This window comes from Paenibacillus sp. SAFN-117 (assembly GCF_051966115.1).
Taxonomy (GTDB): domain Bacteria; phylum Bacillota; class Bacilli; order Paenibacillales; family NBRC-103111; genus Paenibacillus_L; species Paenibacillus_L residui.
Map to the genome: position 1 here is coordinate 37,280 of NZ_JBQCLK010000043.1, position 20,608 is coordinate 57,887.

The window sequence follows — 20,608 nt, forward strand, 5'->3', positions numbered from 1 at the left end:
CGAATGAAACGAATGGAGGAAGATAAACGTATTATCTGCAGAGAGAAGCCTACTAATCTCATGGCATCATTATTAGACAAATACGGAGGGATAGGCACATGATTGAGTTAACGAATGTGACCAAAACTTATAACGGAACTCACAAAGCCGTTGATAATCTGACATTGACCATTCCGCAAGGTGAAATATTCGGTTTTCTTGGTCCTAACGGCGCAGGCAAAACTACGACCATCAAGATGATTACCGGGATTACCAGCCCCGATCAGGGCTCCATTCTGATCAATGGCGTAGACGCTATACACAATTCATTAGAAGCCAAGAGGCAGTTCGGTTACGTTCCGGACAGTCCGGATCTCTTCTTGCGGCTGAAAGGGCTGGAATATTTGAATTTTATGGCCGATATGTATGACGTGCCCAAAGAACTGCGCAAACAGCGGATTGATGAACTGGCCGGCCGTTTCAGTATGGAAAACGTGCTTTCCGATCCTATTCAGAGTTATTCTCACGGAATGAGACAAAAAATCGTTATAATGGGCGTATTGATCCATAACCCATCCGTATGGATTCTCGACGAGCCTCTAACCGGGTTAGATCCCAAGTCTTCCTATACTTTAAAGGAAATGATGAAGGAGCATACCAACGCCGGGAAAACCGTTTTTTTCTCTACTCACGTGTTGGAGGTAGCCGAAAAATTATGCGACCGCGTCGCTATTATCAATAAAGGCGTGATTCGCTTCTGCGGAACTTTCAAGGAAATGCAAGAGCACTTCAAATCGAATGAATCGCTGGAAAAAATCTTCCTGGAGATGACTGGACATGAATAAGACCTTATCGCTAACCAGAATTCTGCTCAAAAACGGAAGCGGAAACTGGGGAAGTAAAAACAAAAAGAGAAAGATTCCTCTCGGATTTTTGGTTCCCCTTCTTATCACGGTCGGTTTGGTCCCCGTTTTTTCCATGTTTTATTTCTTAGTCTCTGTCTTATACGAAGGGCTGGCTGCCATCCAGCAGGAAGGGCTCATTCTCGCATTGGGACTGTCCATCGTCAGCGTCGTCATTTTCTTCTTCGGAATTTTTTACGTAATCAATGTTTTTTTCTTCGCCCAGGATCTGGAGCATTTGCTCCCGCTCCCGCTTAAGCCTTCACAGATTTTGACGGCTAAATTTTCGGTAGCTCTTACGTACGAATATTTAACCGAGCTTTTTATTCTCATGCCGATCTTAGTCTCTTACGGAATCGTTAGCGGTGCAGGCATATTGTATTACGTATTTTCCGTAGTTATCTTTCTTGTACTGCCGCTTCTGCCGCTGCTTCTTGCTTCGGTCATTGCCATGCTGATCATGAGATTTACGAATGTTTCCAAGCATAAGGACCGTTATCGCATGATCGGCGGAGCCGCCGCCATCATCCTGGCGGTCAGCTTCAACTTCTTCTTTCAACGGTTTGCTAACAATAATCTGGATCCGGAACAGATGCAGAAGATCGTGACCGAAGGCAATAATTCCATTATGAATGCCATGACCATGTTCTTCCCCAATGCCAAGCTGGCAGCACTGGCCCTGATTAACGGACCGGCACTGGCCGGATTAGGGTATTTGCTTGCCTTCCTGGCCGTTTCCGCAGTAGCCTATTGGATCTTTATGCTGCTTGGCGATTGGCTCTATTTCAAAGCAGTCATGGGCATGTCTGAATCGTCGGCTCGCAGAGAGAAGGTAAGCGACGAGAAGATGGACAAGATGACACAGCAAAGCTCCGTGATCAAAGCTTATACGATGAAAGAGTTGAAGCTGCTATTTCGGACACCGGCTTATTTTACAAACTGTGTTCTCATTTCTTTTCTCTGGCCCATCCTTCTTGTTATTCCATTGGTTGCCCAATCGGGCAATCTTCAGGGGATCAAAAATTTGAGCCCGCATATGTTTAATGAAAGCACAGCAGGTATTGTTCTGGGGATTGCCTTCGCTTTCTTCTTATTTTCCGGGGGGATGAATCCGACTGCGGCCACTGCCATCTCACGGGAAGGCCAAGGGATATTCGTCAATAAATATTTGCCCGTTCCTTTTGCGAAAATGGTGATGGCCAAAGTACTGTCCGGTTTGCTGCTCGGCATGATAACGGTTGTTCTGGCCATTATAGTGGCGGTTATATTGCTGGGGCTTCCGGTCTATTATGCCATATTGCTTGTGGCCTTGGGCATTCCTGCCGTATTATTTGCGTCCTTCATCGGCATTATCATCGATATTCATTTTCCCAAATTGAATTGGGACAATGAACAAAAGGCGGTTAAGCAAAACATCAACTCTCTATTTTCCACGCTGATCTGCTTTTTGACCGCCGCGCTGGTCGTTATACCTATTCTGTTCCTGGATTTGTCTCTGCCCTTTGTTTTCTTCGGTCTGCTGATTATTTTCGGGCTGATCAATTTCCTGCTGTATCGGCTCGTTGTTGCCAAGAGTGCCGACTGGTTTAATAAAATCGAAGTGTAATTCACCTGCCTTCCCGCCCGTCTCCCTTCGGCGGGAGGGCTTTCTTTAACCCCTTACAATCCCTCTAAATATCGACCTCATAATGCCAATGAACTAAAAAGCTCCGCTTCTTTTGGCCCCGCTCTCCGGTTATTTCCTTCACCCATTATCTTTTTTCTGCCTATCAAAGAGCTCTTTTCTTTTTCACGTTTTTTTGCAACATTTTACCAGCCGGGCCCGTCTAGGAGGAAAAATAAGCAATTTTTTCTAGGAGGTCGATTCCATTGAAAAGATTACGGCGGATTCCGATTCTGCTGATGATTTTGGCGGTTTGCCTGATTTCTTCCTCATTCCAGGCATCCGTTGTCGAAAGCAGCGGATATCCTGTAGTCCTGAACGGGGAAACCGTTTATTTTGAAACCGCTCCCTTCCAAACAGGCGGAACGATGATGGTGCCGATGAGGGAATGGGCAAATAAGCTCGGGGCATCGGTCGAATGGGATGCTTCCACTCATTCGGCGACCGCTGTTCGGGAAGGAAAGGAATGGAAGGTCTCCGTTAACCAGACAACGGCATACCGTAACGGGACTTCTCATGAAATGGAACAACCGGCTGTGATTAACGGCGATCACTTGATGGTGCCCCTGCGGGCGATGAGCGAGGGACTGGGGTATATTGTGAAGTGGGACTCGGTGGGAGAACAAGTACTGGTGGATGACGAAGGTTTATTTCTTCCCAAGGTGGGGACCTATGACAACCTGAAGGCTTTGCTTGCCGCTACCGTTCAGAAGGAAGAAACCAATCTGAAGCTGCAGGGGGACTCTGCCTTAATTAAATCCCCCATGGCGATGGAATCAGCCGCTGTGGCAACGGGGGGCTCAAGTGCCGATTTTTCCGGAACCAATCTCCAGGTAGAGGGTGTCGATGAAGGAGACCTTGTCAAAACGGATGGAGAATATATTTATCAGGTCAACGAGAACCGGGTGATCATTACTTCGGCGGTACCCGCCACCGATATGAAAATTCTGTCGACCATCGACCTCAATGACGTTATCCATCCGGCTGAAATCTATGTGGATGACCGTTTTCTGGTAGTAGTTGGCTCCGCGCCTGTTGAAAATAGAGTGCTGCCGATGACCAAGGAAAAAGCGCGAACCCAGGACTTGGTAATGCCGGCCATATTCCCGAACTCAACCAAAGCGGTGGTTTACAGTCTTGAAAATAGAAGCAATCCGGCCCTCGTTCGGGAAGTGGAGCTGGAAGGCAATTACGTCGCCTCCCGTAAAATCGGCGACAGCTTATATTTTGTCACACAACAATATCTGAACGCTTATGCGATCCTAGAGAAAGGCCAAGAAACCCGGGCACCGCAGTATAAGGATTCCGCCCAATCGGAAGAGCCTATTGAAATCGGATATGACCAAATCACTTATTTCCCGGATTTCTCCGGATCGAATTACTTGCATGTCGCCGGATTCCGGTTAGACAAAGGAACTGAACCCGTTAATGTGTCAACTTATCTGGGGGCGGGCGAGCAGGTCTACGTATCGCTTAATCATCTGTACGTGACCCTGACCCAATATGACAAAGACGAGGCTGCAGCCTCCGAGAGCACGGAGCAGAGCATGAAGCTGCGGCTTCCTTCCCGCCCGCTTAAGGCTAACAGCCAAATCTTTAAATTCAGGCTGGATGAAGGAGAGACCCGTTATGTTGCCAGCGGAACCGTTCCGGGGACTCCTATCAACCAGTTTGCAATGGACGAATACGAAGGCAGGTTCCGAATTGCGACGACGACCGGAGATATGTGGCGGAACGATGAGCATACATCCAAGAACAACCTATATATTCTCGATGAAGCTATGAACGTAACGGGTAAAATAGAAGGAATAGCTCCGGGAGAACGAATTTATTCCGTTCGATTTATGGGAAATCGCGGCTATATGGTCACCTTCAAAACCGTGGATCCGTTATTCGCCTTCGATCTGTCTGATCCGGCCTCGCCTGAATTACTGGGTGCGCTTAAAATTCCCGGCTACAGCGACTATTTGCATCCGTATGACGAGAACCACCTGATCGGCTTCGGCAAGGAAGCCGTGGAAGTCGTCGAGAAGGACGCCTCAGGCCGGGCTGTAGGCCAGCCGCAGGCCTATTATCAAGGGATGAAGGTGGCCCTGTTCGATGTGAGCGACATTACCCGGCCAATCGAACTGTTTAATGAGACGATCGGCGACCGCGGCACGGAATCGGAACTGCTCCACAACCATCGGGCCCTGCTGTTCTCTAAGGAGAAAAATTTGCTGGCCTTCCCGGTAACGGTGGCCGAGGTGAGCGAGAACAAGAAGAATAGGATGGATGTAGTCTCCCATGGCGATTTTGTTTTCCAGGGGGCATATATTTATTCCCTTGACCCGGTGAACGGCTTCCAACTGCGGGGCAAAATTTCGCATCTGTCCGAGGAGGATATGGCGAAAGCGGGACAGTACTGGTATGACAGCCGCAAGAATGTGCAGCGCATTCTTTATATCGGAAATACTCTGTACACTTTATCGCCTTCCGAAATCCGGGCAAATGACCTGCAGACTCTGAAGCCGATACAGAGCATTGCCATTCCGCCGGGAAGCTGATAATACGATTGCAGGAGTAATTCCGGCAATAAACGAATTGCAGTTAAAGATGATTGTTGCACCATTACAATAAAAAGGGCCGGTTATTCGGATTCGCACGTCTTTCACCCGAACGAATCCGTTAACCGGCCTTATAATATTGCCGATGCAATAAGTAATCCCTCAACCCTGCGATTTCGATTAACGCAGCTCCAGATACGGTGAATGTCGGGCGTTCTCTATGCTGTTAATCCTGACTAACGAACCGGCTGCGCTCTCATCGAGCAGCATGAACGAAATCTCTCCTTCGGCAGCCTCAAGCCCCGACAAGCATCCGCTAATCTCCAACTCGTACCAGCCTTCGCCGTTTATCGTCACCGAACCGCAGTTAACCGCGTTACTGGCTTCAGGAGCCGTATTCCAGGTCAGGTCTCGGCCGGCCCATGACTCGCCCGAGAAGGCGTATATTGTTAGCGGCACAGAAGATTTCCCTATTTTATCGACATACCAGTGAAGCTTGGCTGTAACATAGGATCGGGCCGAATCTTCCGGCAGGATTGCTTTCATATACCCGATTCTCTCATGCTTGACGGCCGCCCCTTTTGGATGCTCGCCTACCTCAATCCATTTGTCGTTTCCGAAGGTTTTGTTCGCTTGCGGACCGCTTCTGGCATAAGTATCCTCCGTTATCGGCACGACTTCAGCTCCGGCGGACGGACGCCTTACTTCAATAATATAACGGCTGGCGGAGCCATCCTCCGCTTTAACCTGCACCGTTATAATACTTCTTCCTTCGGGCACGGCAATCGGGCCGGACGGCTGCCCGCTTTCAACAGGTTGCCCGTTGATAGTCAACTCGGACGCTTCATCCATCGCTGTTGCAGTCACTCTCAGTTCATATACGCTCTCCGAAACGGTAACGGCGTATGCCTTCGTATCCGGATGAAACACGGGGGATAGGGTTTCTTCGCCAACCTGCAGGCTGCTTAAATAAGAGTTTGTGGAATAAAGCTCCGCCGTATGCGGACGGTCGTACGCCTTGGCCCAATAATAGCCCGGAGCCATTATTCTTCTCGGCTCAAAGCCGGCCTGCTCTCCGGCATCGATTCTTTCGGATAAGGCGCTTCCCGTCCCGTCCGCTCCTGTGACGAAATCAACATATCTACCGCCGGCATAGGTGAACCGGCCGTGTGCGGAAGCGGCAATTCCCTCTCCCGTCTTATAATCGACAACCTTCAATGACACCTTAACTCCCGTACCGGAGGGCTCTACCGTCATGCCGTCAATGATCATCGGCTTCAGCTCCGTGCTTCCTGTAGTAGCCGGCACAGCATCGGAAGCCGGACCGATATTTCCCTGCAAATCGACGGCAGCCACTTTGTAATAATACGTAGTATTCGGAAGCAAGCCTTCATCCGTGAAGCGCAGTGAGCGGGACGTCCCGGCCAGGTTCCATGGCCCCGTCTCAAAGCTGCTTTCCGTACCGCGGTAAATATTGTAGCGGGCGACCTCCAAATTATCGTAAGCCATTCCGTAACGCAGATCGATTCGCTCATGATTGAAGGCGGATGCCGTCGGCGGGGCTGTCAGGGCGGAAGGGCGTTCATTATCCGCAGGAGGCTCCCAGTAGTACCTGTCCCGGCTCCAATCCGAAGGAAGCTCGCGGACCGAGTCATAGTGATGCATCGCCATTCCGCCGAATGCCGGGCTGCCGGAGTAGGCTGCGTACACTTTGGCAAGCTCATTCTCCATGTAGCTTCTTCCCTCTTCCCGGAAAGTTATGGATGATGGGTCGCCGCTGTTGGCGATATCCAGCGTCTCCACAGCAATAACGACCGAGTTCGGCTTGCCGATGGTTTCGGCATAGGCCATCTCCCCCGCCACTTGGTGGATAAGCCCGACGGAACCGTCCGCCGTATCGCGATAATTCATAATCGCAATATAGTCGCTAATGTCCTGGATATGCTCGGACAGCCATTGGGTCGAGCCATTCCAGGGAATATCTCTGGCCTGATCCGATGAGTCGTACCATCTTGGAATCGCGGGTCCGAAGGCCAGGTTGACGCCTGCCGTATCCCGGCGTTCAATCATTTTAGCCAGGACATCCAAGTATTCGATTTGCGCAGAAGGCGCGTCTGTTTTGAAACTCGGCATAATATATGGCTCAATATCGACATTGACCCCATCGAACCGTTCTTCCTTCTCCGATGCCAGTTGATAGTTCACTATTTTCTCCATTAACCGGACCGCACGATCGTGATATGGGGCCAGTGCCCCGAGATAGGGCGGCGAGGTTCCTCCTGCAATGCAGGCATGAACCTGATAGCCGTTGGCATGAGCCCAAGCAATGAACTCGCGTACCTTCCCCGGGTCATCCTCCAGGATATCCACCCCCGCATAACTGTCTACTGCAAGATACAGAGTGGTTACCGGCTGCGAACCGAAAGTTTCGGTATCTTTCGCCATCGCGTCCAGCACCTGGCGCGAGCCCGGATTCAGCAAGAGGTTGTAGGCCGCCGGCTCCCAAATCCAGATGGCTCTATCCTGATGAATAACCTTCACTTCTTCCTGGGTTCCCTTCCCGGATTTCACGTACGTTGTCATGCTTCTGCCGATGTTGCCGTTGGAATCGGCCGCTCTCGCCTCCACGCTCAATGTTCGGTCTCCCTGTCCCGAGGAATCCCAGATATAGCGATACCTGTTCTCCTTCCCTAACGATTCGGCCCGATTCCATGGTCCCCCGTTAATTCTAACCTCCACATTTTCCACCGGATTTCGTCCATACGCTTCAACTTCTATCGGAACCTTCCCATGAACATAAGCTCCATCCGAAGGACTTGCAATGGTCACGACGGGAAGGCTTGCCGGCGGGTTATCCACCTTTAGCGTCATCCATTCGGACCAGACGCCGTAACGCGTTTTTCTATCGAGGCTTTTGGCCGCAATCTGAAATTCCGCGTCCATGGTTGCCGTATCCAGAATGTAATACCAATCACCCGAATCATCCCCATCCGGATCATTCATATGAACATCCGCAACCAAACGGCCGTTAACCATTAATTGAACTTGATAAGAGTCCGTGTAGGTTCCCGATAAAGTGACCTTCCCTGCCGGTACCTCCTCGCCATCTTGATGTGAATCGATCGTTACGGCGGCTTCGGCCCGAGCTGCGGAAGGGATCAGCAGAACCGCCAAAGCGGTACCCAACAAGACAATCCATAGCATACTTATAGCCTTTTTCTCCCGATTCCCTACCCACTTCCAAGTACAAATCATTCTCATTCCCCTTTCAGTAAATTTGCCGTCAGCATGGTAAAGCGTTTTCAAAACTATGAAGCTCTCAATCCCTCCTCCGCTAACATTCTTTTTCTACGTTAAAATAAAGTCAGGCTGAGAGAAATCTTCTTTTCTTTTACTCTTATACAAATATTTGAATAGTTAATAAAATCATTACTTTCCATAGAAAAGGATAGCTCTTAAGTAAACACAGTTAAATTTTAAAAAAAGCCCCACACGGAGCCCTACAATCCCCACAAAGTGACGTATGACCTTTGAAGCGTATTCCGGGTACTTTGCGGGGAGCCCCGGAACTGAAGATGAATAACCCGGTCATTCAAATACAAAGACCGCCTCATCATAGGGTCAAGTGACCGAGGCGGTCTTGTCGGTTAATTTCATTTAACAGAAATCAATATATCCCCTGCAGGCTCATCATTCCAGTAAAGCTGAAGCCTATCTCCATCCGCGACCGCACCGACACCCTCCGGAGTTCCGGTAAAGATCAAATCACCCGGCCCTATTCCATAATGCTCCGCACAGAAATCCACGATCTCCTGCAGGTCAAAGATCATGTCCCGAGGCTGTCCGCTCTGTACCATCTGCCCGTTCTTCCGTAAGTGGAACGTGCCCTCTCCGGCTCTTGTAATGCCAGGAAAAGTCCGAAACGGTCCAATCGGCGCCGATTGAAGAAAGCCCTTGGCCGGAAGCCAAGGCTGCCCTTTCGCTTTCAGGGCCGTTTGAACATCCCGCAAGGTAAAGTCTATCCCCAGAGCCATCTTGTCCACGAGTTCGTCCACGGAAATTCCCGGTTCATAAGAGCGTCCAATATGAATAACCAGCTCCGCCTCATAATGAATCTCGCCGACGCCAGAGGGAAGTCCGATAGTTCGGCCATCCATGGGAACCAGAGCGTGGCTTGGCTTCATGAACAGCATCGGCTTATCCGGAACGGCATTGCCTAATTCTGCGGCATGCAGGCGATAATTTCTGCCAACGCAGTATACATTTCTGATCTGTTCGAACATTGCTTCGGCTCCTCCTTTCGCAAAGCGGAATAAGCGTATGATTCTAAATATAGTTCGCACGGCCTTGGTTTCTCACATCAAAATAAGTGCATATAAGATCAATTTCACCATGTTCTAGGGCCTTGAGGCGCGACTTCCTTTACTCTTACTACACCTCAACCTGTTTACTACAAAGTCAGCTATTCCTGTGCGTGAATGTATCCGTCCTTATCGACAAAAGCCTGCCTCGATATGGAGGTCAATCGCTCGTAAAGCTGCTGCCCTTCTTGCTCTTCCATGACAACAGGCTTCGCCCACTGGGTAAAAATCGGCACGGCCTTAAGATCACAGCCGTCGGTCGAGCAGGTCGCCTCCAGAATGACGGTTTCGAGCGTTTTGGCGTTGTTATTCGTTGTGAAAATAAAATTCCCAAGGCTGTACGCGATCCATTTCCCGTTATATTGCTCAAAACCTTGCAGCACATGCGGATGTCCTCCGATGATTAAATCCGCGCCGGCATCTATATATCGATGGGCCAGATCGATTTGCTCCTGGTTAGGGTGGTCCTTACGCTCCTCGCCCCAATGCGCGATGACGATGACCAGGTCCGCCTGTTCCTTTGCTTTCTCAATCTCCCGTACCGGGCGGATATGACTGTAGGTGTCTGCCAATCCGGGCGACGCAAGGCCGGCTTTCCAAGAAGCATCGGGAACGACTTTCGTAAATCCGAGGAAAGCGATTTTGAGCCCGTTCTTCTCTACAATTACCGGCTGGAACGCCTCGTCCGCATCTCTTCCGGCCCCTACCCTCAGAATCCCCTGCTCATCCAGATGGCCGAGTGTATCCAGCAGCCCTTCAACCCCATAATCCATCGTATGATTATTCGCCAGATTGACCAAATCGAACCCCGCTTCCTTAAAAGCAGGCAGAACCTCCGGGGAAGAACGGTAAATATAGGTTTTATCCTTCTCCGCTGTCCCCCGGTCCGTAATCGGAGTTTCCAGATTGGCAATCGTTAAATCCGGTTTCTGCAGAAGCTCCCGGACATCCTGATACGGATACTCGTAGCCGTGAGCCGATAATAAATTATTCACCGTGCTTCCTAACAGAACATCCCCCACGAAGGACAGGGTCACCTGCTTCTTCGGCCCGTCTCCACGGTTCGGCTCCGCGGGAGGGGCGGATTCACCGCTATCCTCCGGGGACGGGGATGGTGATGGTGAGCTCACGGGCTCTTCGGAAGGCGAAGGACTCGGCATTGTAGAAGGCTTGGGAGAAGAAGCCGGATCTATAGCTGCCGCATCAGGCCCGCCCCCGGATCCGGAGGAAGGGGCGGATGACTGCTTTTCCATCCATATGTACAGTCCAATAATCGTTACAATCATAAGAAAAAAAAGAATGACGGTCGCTCTCATCATCGATTGATACATCTTCTTGCGCTGCGACATTTTTCTTTCGGTCCGTGAAAGATTCATAATTTCCCCTCAACCCGCTTTCGTATCATCCATAATCAATATTATACCAGAAAATACTGCCACTTTCTTCGAGATCCGCCAACATCCGACATCCCCGACCAAGAAACTTGCCGACTTATCAAAAATTATGACATCCGTATAATTTTGCAAAAATAAGGGGACAATGATTGCGCTGTTTCACCAGCATGGCATTAAGTATAATGACTAGCAAGAGGGTCGGATTCGTAAGGATAGAGGGGGTGCGGCACTATTCTGGACGAGAGGAGCACTTCCATTCTTGCCTTATTGCAAGAGAGGGAAGATTATGTACCATTGCAGGATTTGATGGATGCTTTTCATATATCCAAACGGACGGTTTATTACGATATGGGTAAAATTAACGAATGGCTCCAGGCGAATCAACTGGCTCCCGTTCACTATGTCCGCGGCGCGGGCTTCGTGCTTCCGGAAGAGTCCCGCAGGCAGCTGCCGGCCATTGCGAAAACCGTTCAGCCATCTCAGTATTATCTGTCCCGTAACGAACGGAAGGCTTGGCTGGGACTTCATCTGATCCATCGGACAGAGCCCCTGTTTCTTCAGGACATGGAGCAGCTTCTGAACGTCAGCCGCGGAACCGCCCACACCGAATTAAAACGTCTTCGGGAGGAATTGGCCGGCTTCAGACTGACGGTGACGTTTGACCGCAAGCACGGTTATATCGTCGAGGGGAAGGAGAAGGATAAGAGAGCGGCACTTTCGCATATTTTATCCGAGCTGTTATCCCATATCAGCTGGAAAGATTTCGTCCTGCAAATCCAGGGCCTGATCAATGCCAATCTGTATCAGGCTCAAGCCCCTGCCTTCCAAGCCGAGCAGCTATCTTCCATCTACGATATCATCGCCTCCGGGGAACGAACGATCGGGATGGAGCTGACGGACGAAACGATTCTGCAGTTGGCCGCCCGTCTATTGCTGTTTACGAACCGGCTGATTGAAGGCAAAGCAGTCACAATGGATCAGGATGAGAGAGCCGCCCTGCGGGAAACACCGCAATTTAAAGCAGCCTTACAAATTTCCCTGGAGCTTGGAGCCTTGTTCGGAATTGAATTTCCCGAGGACGAGATCTGTTATATAACGGTTCATTTATTGGCCGCCAAGGTCAACAAGCTGGGAGAACAATCGCATAATCCCGAAACCAAGAGGCTCCGCGTGGCCACCAGACAAATGATCGAAACCTTCGAACAGCTCGGCTGCGTTTATTTCCAGCAACGCAATGCACTGGAAGACCAGTTGTTCCTTCACGTGAAATCGGCCTTCTATCGGATCAAATATGATCTGAAAATCGAGAATCCCCTGGCGGATACGATCATGCAGAAATACCGGGAAGTGTTCGAGCTGACCAAGAAATCGGTGCTTCCACTGGAGAAGCTGCTCGGAAAGCCGGTGGATGACCAGGAAATCGCTTATCTGTCCATGCACTTCGGCGGCTGGCTGCGCAGAGAGCAGGTCGAGCCGGTCCAGGGGAAAACCGCCGCAATCGTCTGCGTTAATGGCATTTCGGCCTCGCGTATGCTCAGAATCCAGCTGAAACGCTTATTCCCCGCCATTGATTTCGTTGCCGTTCTTTCGCTGCGGGAGTATGAGAAATTTACAGAATGGGTTCATTTTATTTTTTCTACCGTTCCGTTGTCCGGGAGCAACGTCCCTGTGTTTATCGTCAATCCCATCCTGAGCGATGCGGAGAAAGTCCATCTGCTTAACCAGGTACAGCCTTATCTGGATGGAGGGAGCGAAGAAGGCCCCGGCCCTTCCGCACAGGCGATTATGGAGCTGGTCAAGAAGCATTCCAACGTCCTTAATGAATCCGCTCTACAGGAGGAGATTCAGCGCTATCTGACGGCTGCCCGCAATCGGCCAATCCAGGATAACAGGCCGACACTGAAGGATTTGTTGACCCCTAACCGGATCGTTCTGTGCAAGGATGCTACGGATTGGCGCTCAGCCATAAAGATGGCCTCCCAGCCGCTCTTGAATGACGGGAGTATAGTCCGGCAATACGTTCAGGCCATGATCGATAAAGTCATAGAGCATGGTCCTTATATCGTCATCGCGCCTGGAATAGCGATTGCACATGCCAAACCGGAGGACGGTGTCGTTCGTACCTCCATGGCGCTTCTCTCTATTCGGTCAGGGGTTCCGTTCAGCAGTCTGAAGAAGCACCGCGTCCGTCTGTTATTTGTTATAGCCAGCCTGGACGGCGAATCTCATCTGAAGGCGCTGACTCAATTAACCGATATGCTCAAGGATGAACAAAATAGAATCTTATTGGGGAATACGAGTGATAAGGATGAAATAATGCGAATGCTACATCAATATTCCTTTACATCATAGGACACACTAAGGAGGATTTTACCATGCGTTTTCTGGAACCAAGCCTGATTTCATTGGATGTCGAGGCTAAGGATGCCGAAGAAGCCATTCGTGCAGCCGGCCGGCTTCTGGTGGACAGCGGAGCTGCCAAGAATAGTTATATAGAAGCAATGCTCGCTTCCTACCGGGAGAAAGGACCTTATTTCGTCCTCGCTCCACGAATCGCCCTGCCCCATGCGAAAGCGGAAGACGGGGTGAATGAAGCTTCCGTCTCCTTCGTCCGGTTGAAACAGCCGATAGAATTCGGACATGCCCATAACGATCCCGTGGAGCTCGTCTTCGCCCTTGGCTCCTCATCTAGCGAAGAGCATATAACGCTGCTGCGCAAATTGACTACCCTGCTCAATAACCCGGCTAATGTGGAAGCTATGAAACAAGCTGCGACACCCGATGAGGTAAGTGCATTGCTCGCCAAGGCAGAAGCTTAACGACCGGCTGCTTGAACGTTTAGCCGGATGATATGCAGCTTCTTTGCTCATTTAGCGAGAGTTAGGAAAATTAACCGGATTTTAAAAATACTTAGGAGGTTATCTTATGAAAATTTTATGTGTATGCGGACTTGGACAAGGAACTAGTCTGATTCTGAGAATGAACGTGGAAAATGTACTGAGGGAGATGGGCGTTCAGGCAGACGTAGAGCATACGGATGTATCCACGGCTTCCAGCATGTCGGCCGACTACATCGTGACCAGCAACGAGCTTGCCCAAAGCCTGCAAGGGCATTCGGCCAAAATTGTTATCGTTAATAACTATTTCGACTTGAATGAAATCAAGGAAAGCTTAAAGGAAGCCATGTAATTACTATAGGAGGAGTGTCCAATGGAAGTCATTTTTTGGATAGCCACTAACATCTTCGGTACCCCCGCTATTCTGCTTGGCTTTATCGTTCTGCTCGGCCTGCTGCTGCAGAAGAAAACGACCAGCCAAATCATCAGCGGGACATTCAAGGCGGTCATCGGTTTTCTTATTATCGGTGCCGGTTCCGGCGTTATCGTCAATGCCTTGAATGTATTCGAACCGATGTGGAAGGAAGTATTCGGGCTGCAAGCCGAATCTCTGGGACAATTTCTCGGCCAGGAAGGGTTCAACGCCAGATTCGGCAGCGCCGTCACTCTCGCCATGCTGGTAGGATTTCTGATTAACGTGCTGCTGGCCCGCTTTACGAAATTTAAATATATTTACTTAACCGGGCACATGATGTTCTGGACCGCATCGATCTTTGCCGGAATCGTCGTTCATACCTCGGGAGATGTAGCTCAGTGGAAGCTTGTTCTTTTCCTTGCCGTCATCTTGGGACTGTACTGGACGCTGCAGCCCGCGGTAACGCAGCCTTTTATGCGCAAAATTACCGGAAACGACAACATTGCCCTTGGACATACTTCCGCCTCCGTCGCATTGTTGGGTGCGCTGTTCGGCAAATTGTTCGGCAATAAAAACAACGACTCGGAAAAAATTAAAGTCCCTAAAGGACTGGAATTTCTCCGCGATTCGAACGTCATTACCGCGCTGAGCATGGGTGTCCTGTTCCTCGTCGGCGCTGTCGTTATTGTTACGAAGGGGACACCGGGTGCCCAGGAGTTGGTGGCTCAAGCCGGAGAACAGAATTTCATCATGTACTCTATTATCCAATCTCTGACCTTCGCCGGTGGGATTGCCATTGTTCTGATGGGTGTGCGGATGTTCATCGGGGAACTGGTCCCCGCTTTCAACGGGATCGCTACCAAGATCGTTCCCGGTGCGAAGCCGGCGCTGGATGCTCCCGTAACATTCCCCTACGCTCCCAACGCGGTTATTCTCGGATTTATCGGAGCGTTCGTCGGCGCATTGATCTGGCTCGTCGTCTTAGGCAGCACCGTTGCTTATATTTTCGTACCGACCATGATTGTTCTGTTCTTCCACGGGGCAACGGCAGGAGTGTTCGGGAATGCAACCGGCGGAGTCCGGGGAGCGTTGCTGGGCGGCTTCTTTACCGCAACCATCGTAGCTTGGGGGCAATTTATCATGGTTCGCTTCCTGATTTCGTCCACCATACCGGATACGGCGATGTGGGCGGCCGATTCCGACATGTTCGTTATCGGACCGATCATCCGTTTTCTGGCCCAGTTGTTATTCTAGGGCACTTAAAGTCCGTGAAACTTGACCATATCTATCGCTTCCTGCAATCACATTTATACAAGGATAAACGGCTACGTCCTGGACAGGGGCGTTTAACGATGAAAAATAAAAAAAGCTTCTAACGGAGCCTCTTCGAAGACGAATAACCCGGTTTTAAAGGTAGCCTTTTATGCCAATTAAAAAGTTTGTTCCATTTCAATGCTGTAATGAACTTAAACTTTCTAATGTGGTAAGAACAGGTATAAGGTAAAACTTATACTTTCTTATTTTTTTAAAAATGAGCCTTACGGTGCCTTGTAATCCCCCACAAAGTGACGCGTAACCTTCGAAGCGTATTCCTAGTACTTTGCAGGGAGCCCCGGAGTTGGAGAGGAACAACCCGGTTTTGGCGGAAGCTTTTTATAACGACAGGAAACAAGTACATCGCATTAAGGCTGTAAAGAACTTAAAGTTTCCTATGTGATAGACATTACAGGATAGGACAGGAGGAACATACAGGATGAGTTTTATACGTACGCTTGATGCAGATATTTCCAAAGAGCAATTAGGGTTCACTTATTCCCACGAGCATATCGTCTGCCGTCCGGCCCATTGGTCGGAACGCGGCGTGGATGACCTGCTGCTGGACGATCCGGAGAAGTCGAAGCTGGACGTCCTCGATTTCAAAAAGCATGGCGGCCAGGCGATCGTAGACGCCACCGCTATCGATTACGGCCGTGATGTTCCCGCCGTATACCGGATCATGCAGGAGACGGGCGTCCGGATTATCGGCACCGCCGGTTTCAACAAAAGCTTTCTATGGGATGCCAAAGTGAAAGAAGAGCTTAAGCCGCTTATAGGCGACTATGAGACTTATTACGAATGGATAGAAGCGAAGAGCATTAACGAACTGGCGGATTTCGTCATTAGGGAAGTTGAGGAAGGCCTCGAAGGAACTCCGTTCAAGGCCGGCCAGGTCAAGTTCGGCACCGGCTACAACCGGATTACGCCGCTTGAGGAGAAGACGCTTCGGGCCGTCGCCCGCGCCCATCATGAAACGAAGGCGCCGATGCACTCCCATACCGAAGTCGGCACGATGGGGCTGGAGCAGATCGAGCTGCTGCGCAGCGAGAACATCGACATTAGCTTCCTGAGCCTCGGACATATGGATCGCAATCCCGACCCGTATTATCATGAACAAATTGCGAGAACCGGAGCCTACCTCTCCTTCGACGGAATCGCCAAAATCAAATATGCGCCTGAAAGCACGCGAATTCAGCTTATTCTGGAGCTTGTCCGCAAAGGCTACGAGAACCAGATTCTGATCAGCGGCGATACGGCTCGCAAAACCTACTACAAGCATTACGATCATGGTCTCGGGCTGGAATATATTATTGCCAAGTGGGTTCCGCGATTTATCGACGAGGCGAACCGGGCCGGCTTCGACGGCCATCAATTGATTGAGAAATTTTTCGTGACGAATCCCGCAAATTGCTTCGCTTTCAAGCTGTAAGGAGACAGAATAATGAACTTTCAAGAAGAGAATGCTTTTGAGATTGCCGCTAAAATTGAACAAAGGCCGTGCGCCATCCTGCCCATCGGCGCCGTGGAGGCACATGGCCCCCACCTCCCCCTGGGTACGGACAATTTCCTGGCGGAGCGTCTGGCCCGGCGCCTGGCGGAGCGGACGGACAGCTTCGTCCTGCCCACTCTTCCTTATGGACAAGTATGGAGCCTGCAGAACTTCCCGGGCAGCATCAACGTCTCCAACGAGGCGCTGATCCAGATGCTGTATGACATCGGAGAAAGTCTTGTCCGCCAGGGCTTTCGCATCTTCGTGATGCTGAACGGGCACCTCGGCAACGCTCCCGCTCTGAAGGATGCAGCCCGTCTGCTCTACCGGGATTATCCGGAATTGAAAGTGTACTATTTCTTCTACCCCGGCTCCAAGGAAGCGATCGAGAAGGTACGGGAAACCCCGTCCTCCCATGCTTCCTATTTCCATGCTTGCGAGCTGGAAACCTCCTACATGCTATATTTGGCGGGGGAATATGTAGATATGACAAAAGCTATTAACGACATCCCGACGATCGATCTGGAGGCCGACTGTACCCCGACCCCCTGGGAGGAATTTACCTCAACCGCGGTACTGGGAGATGCCACGCTAGCCACGAAGGAGAAGGGCGAGCAAATTATCGAAACGACCCTGCGAACGATGACTATGATGATTGAGAATGCCAAAAAACGAATACTATCCGGAAAGGAGCAATGATGCCGGATGCTTCAAACTTATTTTAATCATCTTCATGAAATGCTGAACAAAATTGAGAGCCGGCAGTCCGAGACGATCTCCCAAGCCGCCCGGAAGACGGCGGAAGCCATTATGAACGGTGGAATTATCCACCTCTTCGGCTGCGGGCATTCGCATATTTTGACGGAGGAAGTTTTCTACCGGGCCGGCGGGCTTGTTCCAATCCGCCCTATTTTCATCGAGAAGCTGATGCTTCACGAAGGGGCGGTCCGTTCCTCGGAGCTGGAAAGACAGAATGGGCTGGCTGAAACCTTCATGCATGATCAGGACATTCGTCCGGGCGAGGTGATGTTCGTCCTCTCTACTTCGGGACGGAACCCGGTTCCGGTCGATGTTGCCCAAATCGCCAAGGCCAAAGGCGCCTTCACGATCGGCATAACTTCTCTGGACTATTCCGGAAGCCAGCCTTCGCGGCATTCCAGCGGCAAGCATTTGTACAACTCCGTGGATCTGGTCATTGACAATTACGCGGTCAAAGGAGACGCCGTCCTTACCCATCCGGACATACCGATTCCTTTCACTCCGACCTCCACGGTGATAGGTGCGGCCATTCTTAATGCTATTCTGGCGCAAGCCATCGCTTTCATGGCTGAACAGGGGTATGAGCCTCCCGTATTTTTAAGCGGCAACATTGATGGTGCCGATGATCATAACAACGCTCTAATCGAGCGTTACCGGGAAAGAATTTCTCTTCTTTCCTGATTCCCTACCCTTATAAAATAGAGACGGTTCACCGATAGGAGGAGATTACATGGTAGCGAGACAACTGACCATACAGAATGAACAAGGATTTCACGTGCGTCCCGCACAGCTTTTCGTAGATAAAGCGAATAAATATCAAGCGACGATCAAAATCAAGAATGCCGCCGGCGAAGAAGCCGATGCCAAGAGCATGCTGGAGCTGATGACCTTAGGTCTTGTCAAAGGGTCACAGATTACGCTCGAAGCTGAAGGTCCCGATCAGCAGGAGGCCGTTGACGGGTTGGCGGAGCTGATCGAGAGCAAGTTTGGTGAAGAATAATGGCGGAACAGTTAATCCAGGGCATCGGTGTCTCGGATGGAATACGAATCGCGAAAGCGTTCGTGCTGCGGGAACAGACGGAACCGGCGAGCATTCGCGAGGAGATTGCCGCGGAAGAGGTGGAGGCCGAGCTTGAACGGCTGAACCGGGCCAAAGAACAGAGCGAGGCCGAGCTGACGGAGCTGGCGGAGCAAGCCAAGCAGACGCTTGGCGAGCAGCAGGCCGGCATTCTCGTCGGCCAGGCGCGGATGCTGTCCGACCCGGCCTATTATCCGCAGATCGAGAAACGGGTGCGGGAGGAGCTCCTCAGCGCCGAGCAGGCCGTCAGTGCGGTGACGGAGCATTTCGCCGGGCGGTTCGAGCGAATGGACAACGAATACATGCAGGAGCGGGCCGCCGACATTCGCGATCTGGGCAAGCGGCTGCTTTCGCAGCTATTGGGAGGTAAGCGCGCCGGACTCGCCGATTTGCGTGAGGAAGTCATCGTCGTTGCCGACGATCTGGCGCCTTCCGATACGGTCCAGCTCGACAAGAGGTATGTACAAGCGCTGGTTACAAGAATGGGCGGGAAGACCTCCCATACGTCCATTCTGGCCCGTTCGCTTGGCATAGCCGCCGTTGTCGGAGCGGGAGAAGCCGTTCGCGAGATCGCCGACGGGGAGCTGCTGATCGTCGACGGCAGCCGGGGGCTCTGCATCCGGCATGCGGAGCCGGAGACGATCGAAGAGTACCGCCGGCGCCAAAGCAGCGAACAGAGCGAGCTGAGCGCGCTGGAACGGTTCCGTTCCCTGCCGGCCGAGACGAAGGACGGAGTCCGTGTCGAGGTGGCCGCGAATATCGGAACCGTTCAGGAAGCGGCTATCGCCGCGGAGCAGAACGCGGAAGGCATCGGCTTGTACCGGACCGAGTTCCTGTACATGAATTCGAACCGGCTGCCGGACGAGGATGCGCAATTCGCGGCTTACCGGGAAGTGGCGGAACGGATGAACGGCCGTCCGGTCGTCATCCGCACGATGGATATCGGCGGAGATAAGGAGCTTCCTTATCTGAATTTGCCGAAGGAAGCGAATCCCTTCCTCGGTTATCGCGCCATCCGCATCGGTCTTGATCGGAAGGAGCTGCTGCATACCCAGCTGCGGGCTCTGCTCAGGGCCAGCCAATACGGAAACATTAAGATCATGTTTCCCATGATATCCAGCCTGGAGGAATGGCGGCAAGCCAAGGCGCTCTACGAACAGGCGCGCCGGGAATTGGTACAGGAAGGAGTCTCCGTTTCCGATTCGGTCGAGGTCGGAATAATGGTCGAAATCCCTTCCGCCGCCCTCCTCGCCGGCTCGTTCGCGAAAGAGGTCGACTTCTTCAGCATCGGGACGAACGATCTCGTTCAGTATACGCTGGCTGTAGACCGGATGAACGAGAAGGTTTCCTATCTGTACGACTTCTTCCATCCTGCCGTTCTGCTGCTGATCCGGCAGGTCATCGAAGCCGCCCATCGCGAGGGCAAATGGGCGGGCATGTGCGGCGGGATGGCCGGGGATCCCCTGGCCGCTCCGCTGCTCATCGGGCTCGGTCTCGACGAATGGAGCATGGATGCAGGCTCGATCGTCAAGGTTAAACAGGCTATCTCCAGGCTGGACAGCCGGGATTGCCGTACCTTGACCGACCGCCTGCTGCAACTGGCTACGACCGAGGAGGTTCGGCAGGAGCTGCTCCGATACACGGAGAGCCAGCCGGATGCCTGATTTTCAGCATTAACCTGCGCTTGAGAACATCCTTTAAGAACCAATTGCCCGCGCTGCGGCGCGGATTTTCGGCCCGCATGCTTCCGTCTTGATGAAGCATGCGGGCTTTTTTGCTGCTGCTATCGAAACTGGACAGTCAAAAGTTCTACAGCATTAAGAAGCGAGCGAATCGGCGTCAATATCAGTCGTTTCCTGCTTGGATTG

Annotated in this window: 15 protein-coding genes; 12 read left to right on the forward strand and 3 right to left on the reverse strand. The window is 51.4% G+C overall.

Features of this window, described 5'->3' with window-relative positions:
• Positions 1 to 98: 98 nt before the first annotated feature.
• The 3 genes from ACTHRH_RS22775 (at position 99) to ACTHRH_RS22785 (ending at position 5,090) form a co-directional block, all read left to right on the forward strand.
• Positions 99 to 824 carry an ABC transporter ATP-binding protein gene (locus ACTHRH_RS22775; protein WP_144931954.1) on the forward strand — a complete coding sequence of 242 codons (726 nt, stop codon included), beginning with the start codon at positions 99 to 101 and terminating at the stop codon, positions 822 to 824.
• A complete protein-coding gene (locus tag ACTHRH_RS22780; protein ID WP_440417767.1) occupies positions 817 to 2,487 on the forward strand; it encodes a putative ABC transporter permease subunit in 1,671 nt (556 codons plus the stop codon). Before ACTHRH_RS22775 ends, ACTHRH_RS22780 begins: the two co-directional genes overlap by 8 nt.
• A gap of 263 nt (positions 2,488 to 2,750) precedes the next feature.
• A complete protein-coding gene (locus ACTHRH_RS22785) occupies positions 2,751 to 5,090 on the forward strand; it encodes a beta-propeller domain-containing protein (RefSeq protein WP_440417769.1) in 2,340 nt (779 codons plus the stop codon).
• A 180-nt stretch (positions 5,091 to 5,270) separates the two neighbouring features.
• On the opposite strand, the gene ACTHRH_RS22790 is transcribed toward ACTHRH_RS22785, so the two are convergent.
• From ACTHRH_RS22790 to ACTHRH_RS22800, 3 genes are all read right to left on the reverse strand, one after another.
• Entirely contained in the window at positions 5,271 to 8,345 is a 3,075-nt protein-coding gene (locus tag ACTHRH_RS22790; protein WP_440417771.1) for a CBM96 family carbohydrate-binding protein, read from the reverse strand.
• Between the two features lie 398 nt (positions 8,346 to 8,743).
• The gene (locus ACTHRH_RS22795; RefSeq protein WP_440417773.1) at positions 8,744 to 9,373 is read right to left on the reverse strand and encodes a fumarylacetoacetate hydrolase family protein; all 630 of its coding nucleotides are present in this window, start codon (positions 9,371 to 9,373) and stop codon (positions 8,744 to 8,746) included.
• Positions 9,374 to 9,552: 179 nt separating this feature from the next.
• Complete coding sequence (locus ACTHRH_RS22800) at positions 9,553 to 10,827, reverse strand: CapA family protein (RefSeq protein WP_440417775.1); 1,275 nt, start codon at positions 10,825 to 10,827, stop codon at positions 9,553 to 9,555.
• 273 nt (positions 10,828 to 11,100) lie between these two features.
• Between ACTHRH_RS22800 and ACTHRH_RS22805 the strand changes: the two genes are divergently transcribed.
• From ACTHRH_RS22805 to ptsP, 9 genes are all read left to right on the forward strand, one after another.
• The gene (locus ACTHRH_RS22805) at positions 11,101 to 13,197 is read left to right on the forward strand and encodes a BglG family transcription antiterminator (protein WP_440417789.1); all 2,097 of its coding nucleotides are present in this window, start codon (positions 11,101 to 11,103) and stop codon (positions 13,195 to 13,197) included.
• A gap of 23 nt (positions 13,198 to 13,220) precedes the next feature.
• Complete coding sequence (locus ACTHRH_RS22810) at positions 13,221 to 13,664, forward strand: PTS sugar transporter subunit IIA (RefSeq protein WP_440417777.1); 444 nt, start codon at positions 13,221 to 13,223, stop codon at positions 13,662 to 13,664.
• A gap of 106 nt (positions 13,665 to 13,770) precedes the next feature.
• Entirely contained in the window at positions 13,771 to 14,034 is a 264-nt protein-coding gene (locus ACTHRH_RS22815; protein ID WP_144931970.1) for a PTS sugar transporter subunit IIB, read from the forward strand.
• A gap of 21 nt (positions 14,035 to 14,055) precedes the next feature.
• On the forward strand, positions 14,056 to 15,351 hold the full coding sequence (locus tag ACTHRH_RS22820) for a PTS ascorbate transporter subunit IIC (RefSeq protein WP_440417779.1): 1,296 nt from the start codon (positions 14,056 to 14,058) through the stop codon (positions 15,349 to 15,351).
• A gap of 499 nt (positions 15,352 to 15,850) precedes the next feature.
• Entirely contained in the window at positions 15,851 to 16,843 is a 993-nt protein-coding gene (locus tag ACTHRH_RS22825; RefSeq protein WP_440417781.1) for a phosphotriesterase family protein, read from the forward strand.
• Positions 16,844 to 16,855: 12 nt separating this feature from the next.
• Positions 16,856 to 17,602 carry a creatininase family protein gene (locus ACTHRH_RS22830; protein WP_150959581.1) on the forward strand — a complete coding sequence of 249 codons (747 nt, stop codon included), beginning with the start codon at positions 16,856 to 16,858 and terminating at the stop codon, positions 17,600 to 17,602.
• A 6-nt stretch (positions 17,603 to 17,608) separates the two neighbouring features.
• Complete coding sequence (locus ACTHRH_RS22835; protein WP_440417783.1) at positions 17,609 to 18,343, forward strand: SIS domain-containing protein; 735 nt, start codon at positions 17,609 to 17,611, stop codon at positions 18,341 to 18,343.
• 49 nt (positions 18,344 to 18,392) lie between these two features.
• On the forward strand, positions 18,393 to 18,662 hold the full coding sequence (locus ACTHRH_RS22840) for an HPr family phosphocarrier protein (RefSeq protein ID WP_440417785.1): 270 nt from the start codon (positions 18,393 to 18,395) through the stop codon (positions 18,660 to 18,662).
• Complete coding sequence (gene ptsP, locus ACTHRH_RS22845) at positions 18,662 to 20,404, forward strand: phosphoenolpyruvate--protein phosphotransferase (protein WP_440417787.1); 1,743 nt, start codon at positions 18,662 to 18,664, stop codon at positions 20,402 to 20,404. Before ACTHRH_RS22840 ends, ptsP begins: the two co-directional genes overlap by 1 nt.
• Positions 20,405 to 20,608 lie beyond the last annotated feature (204 nt).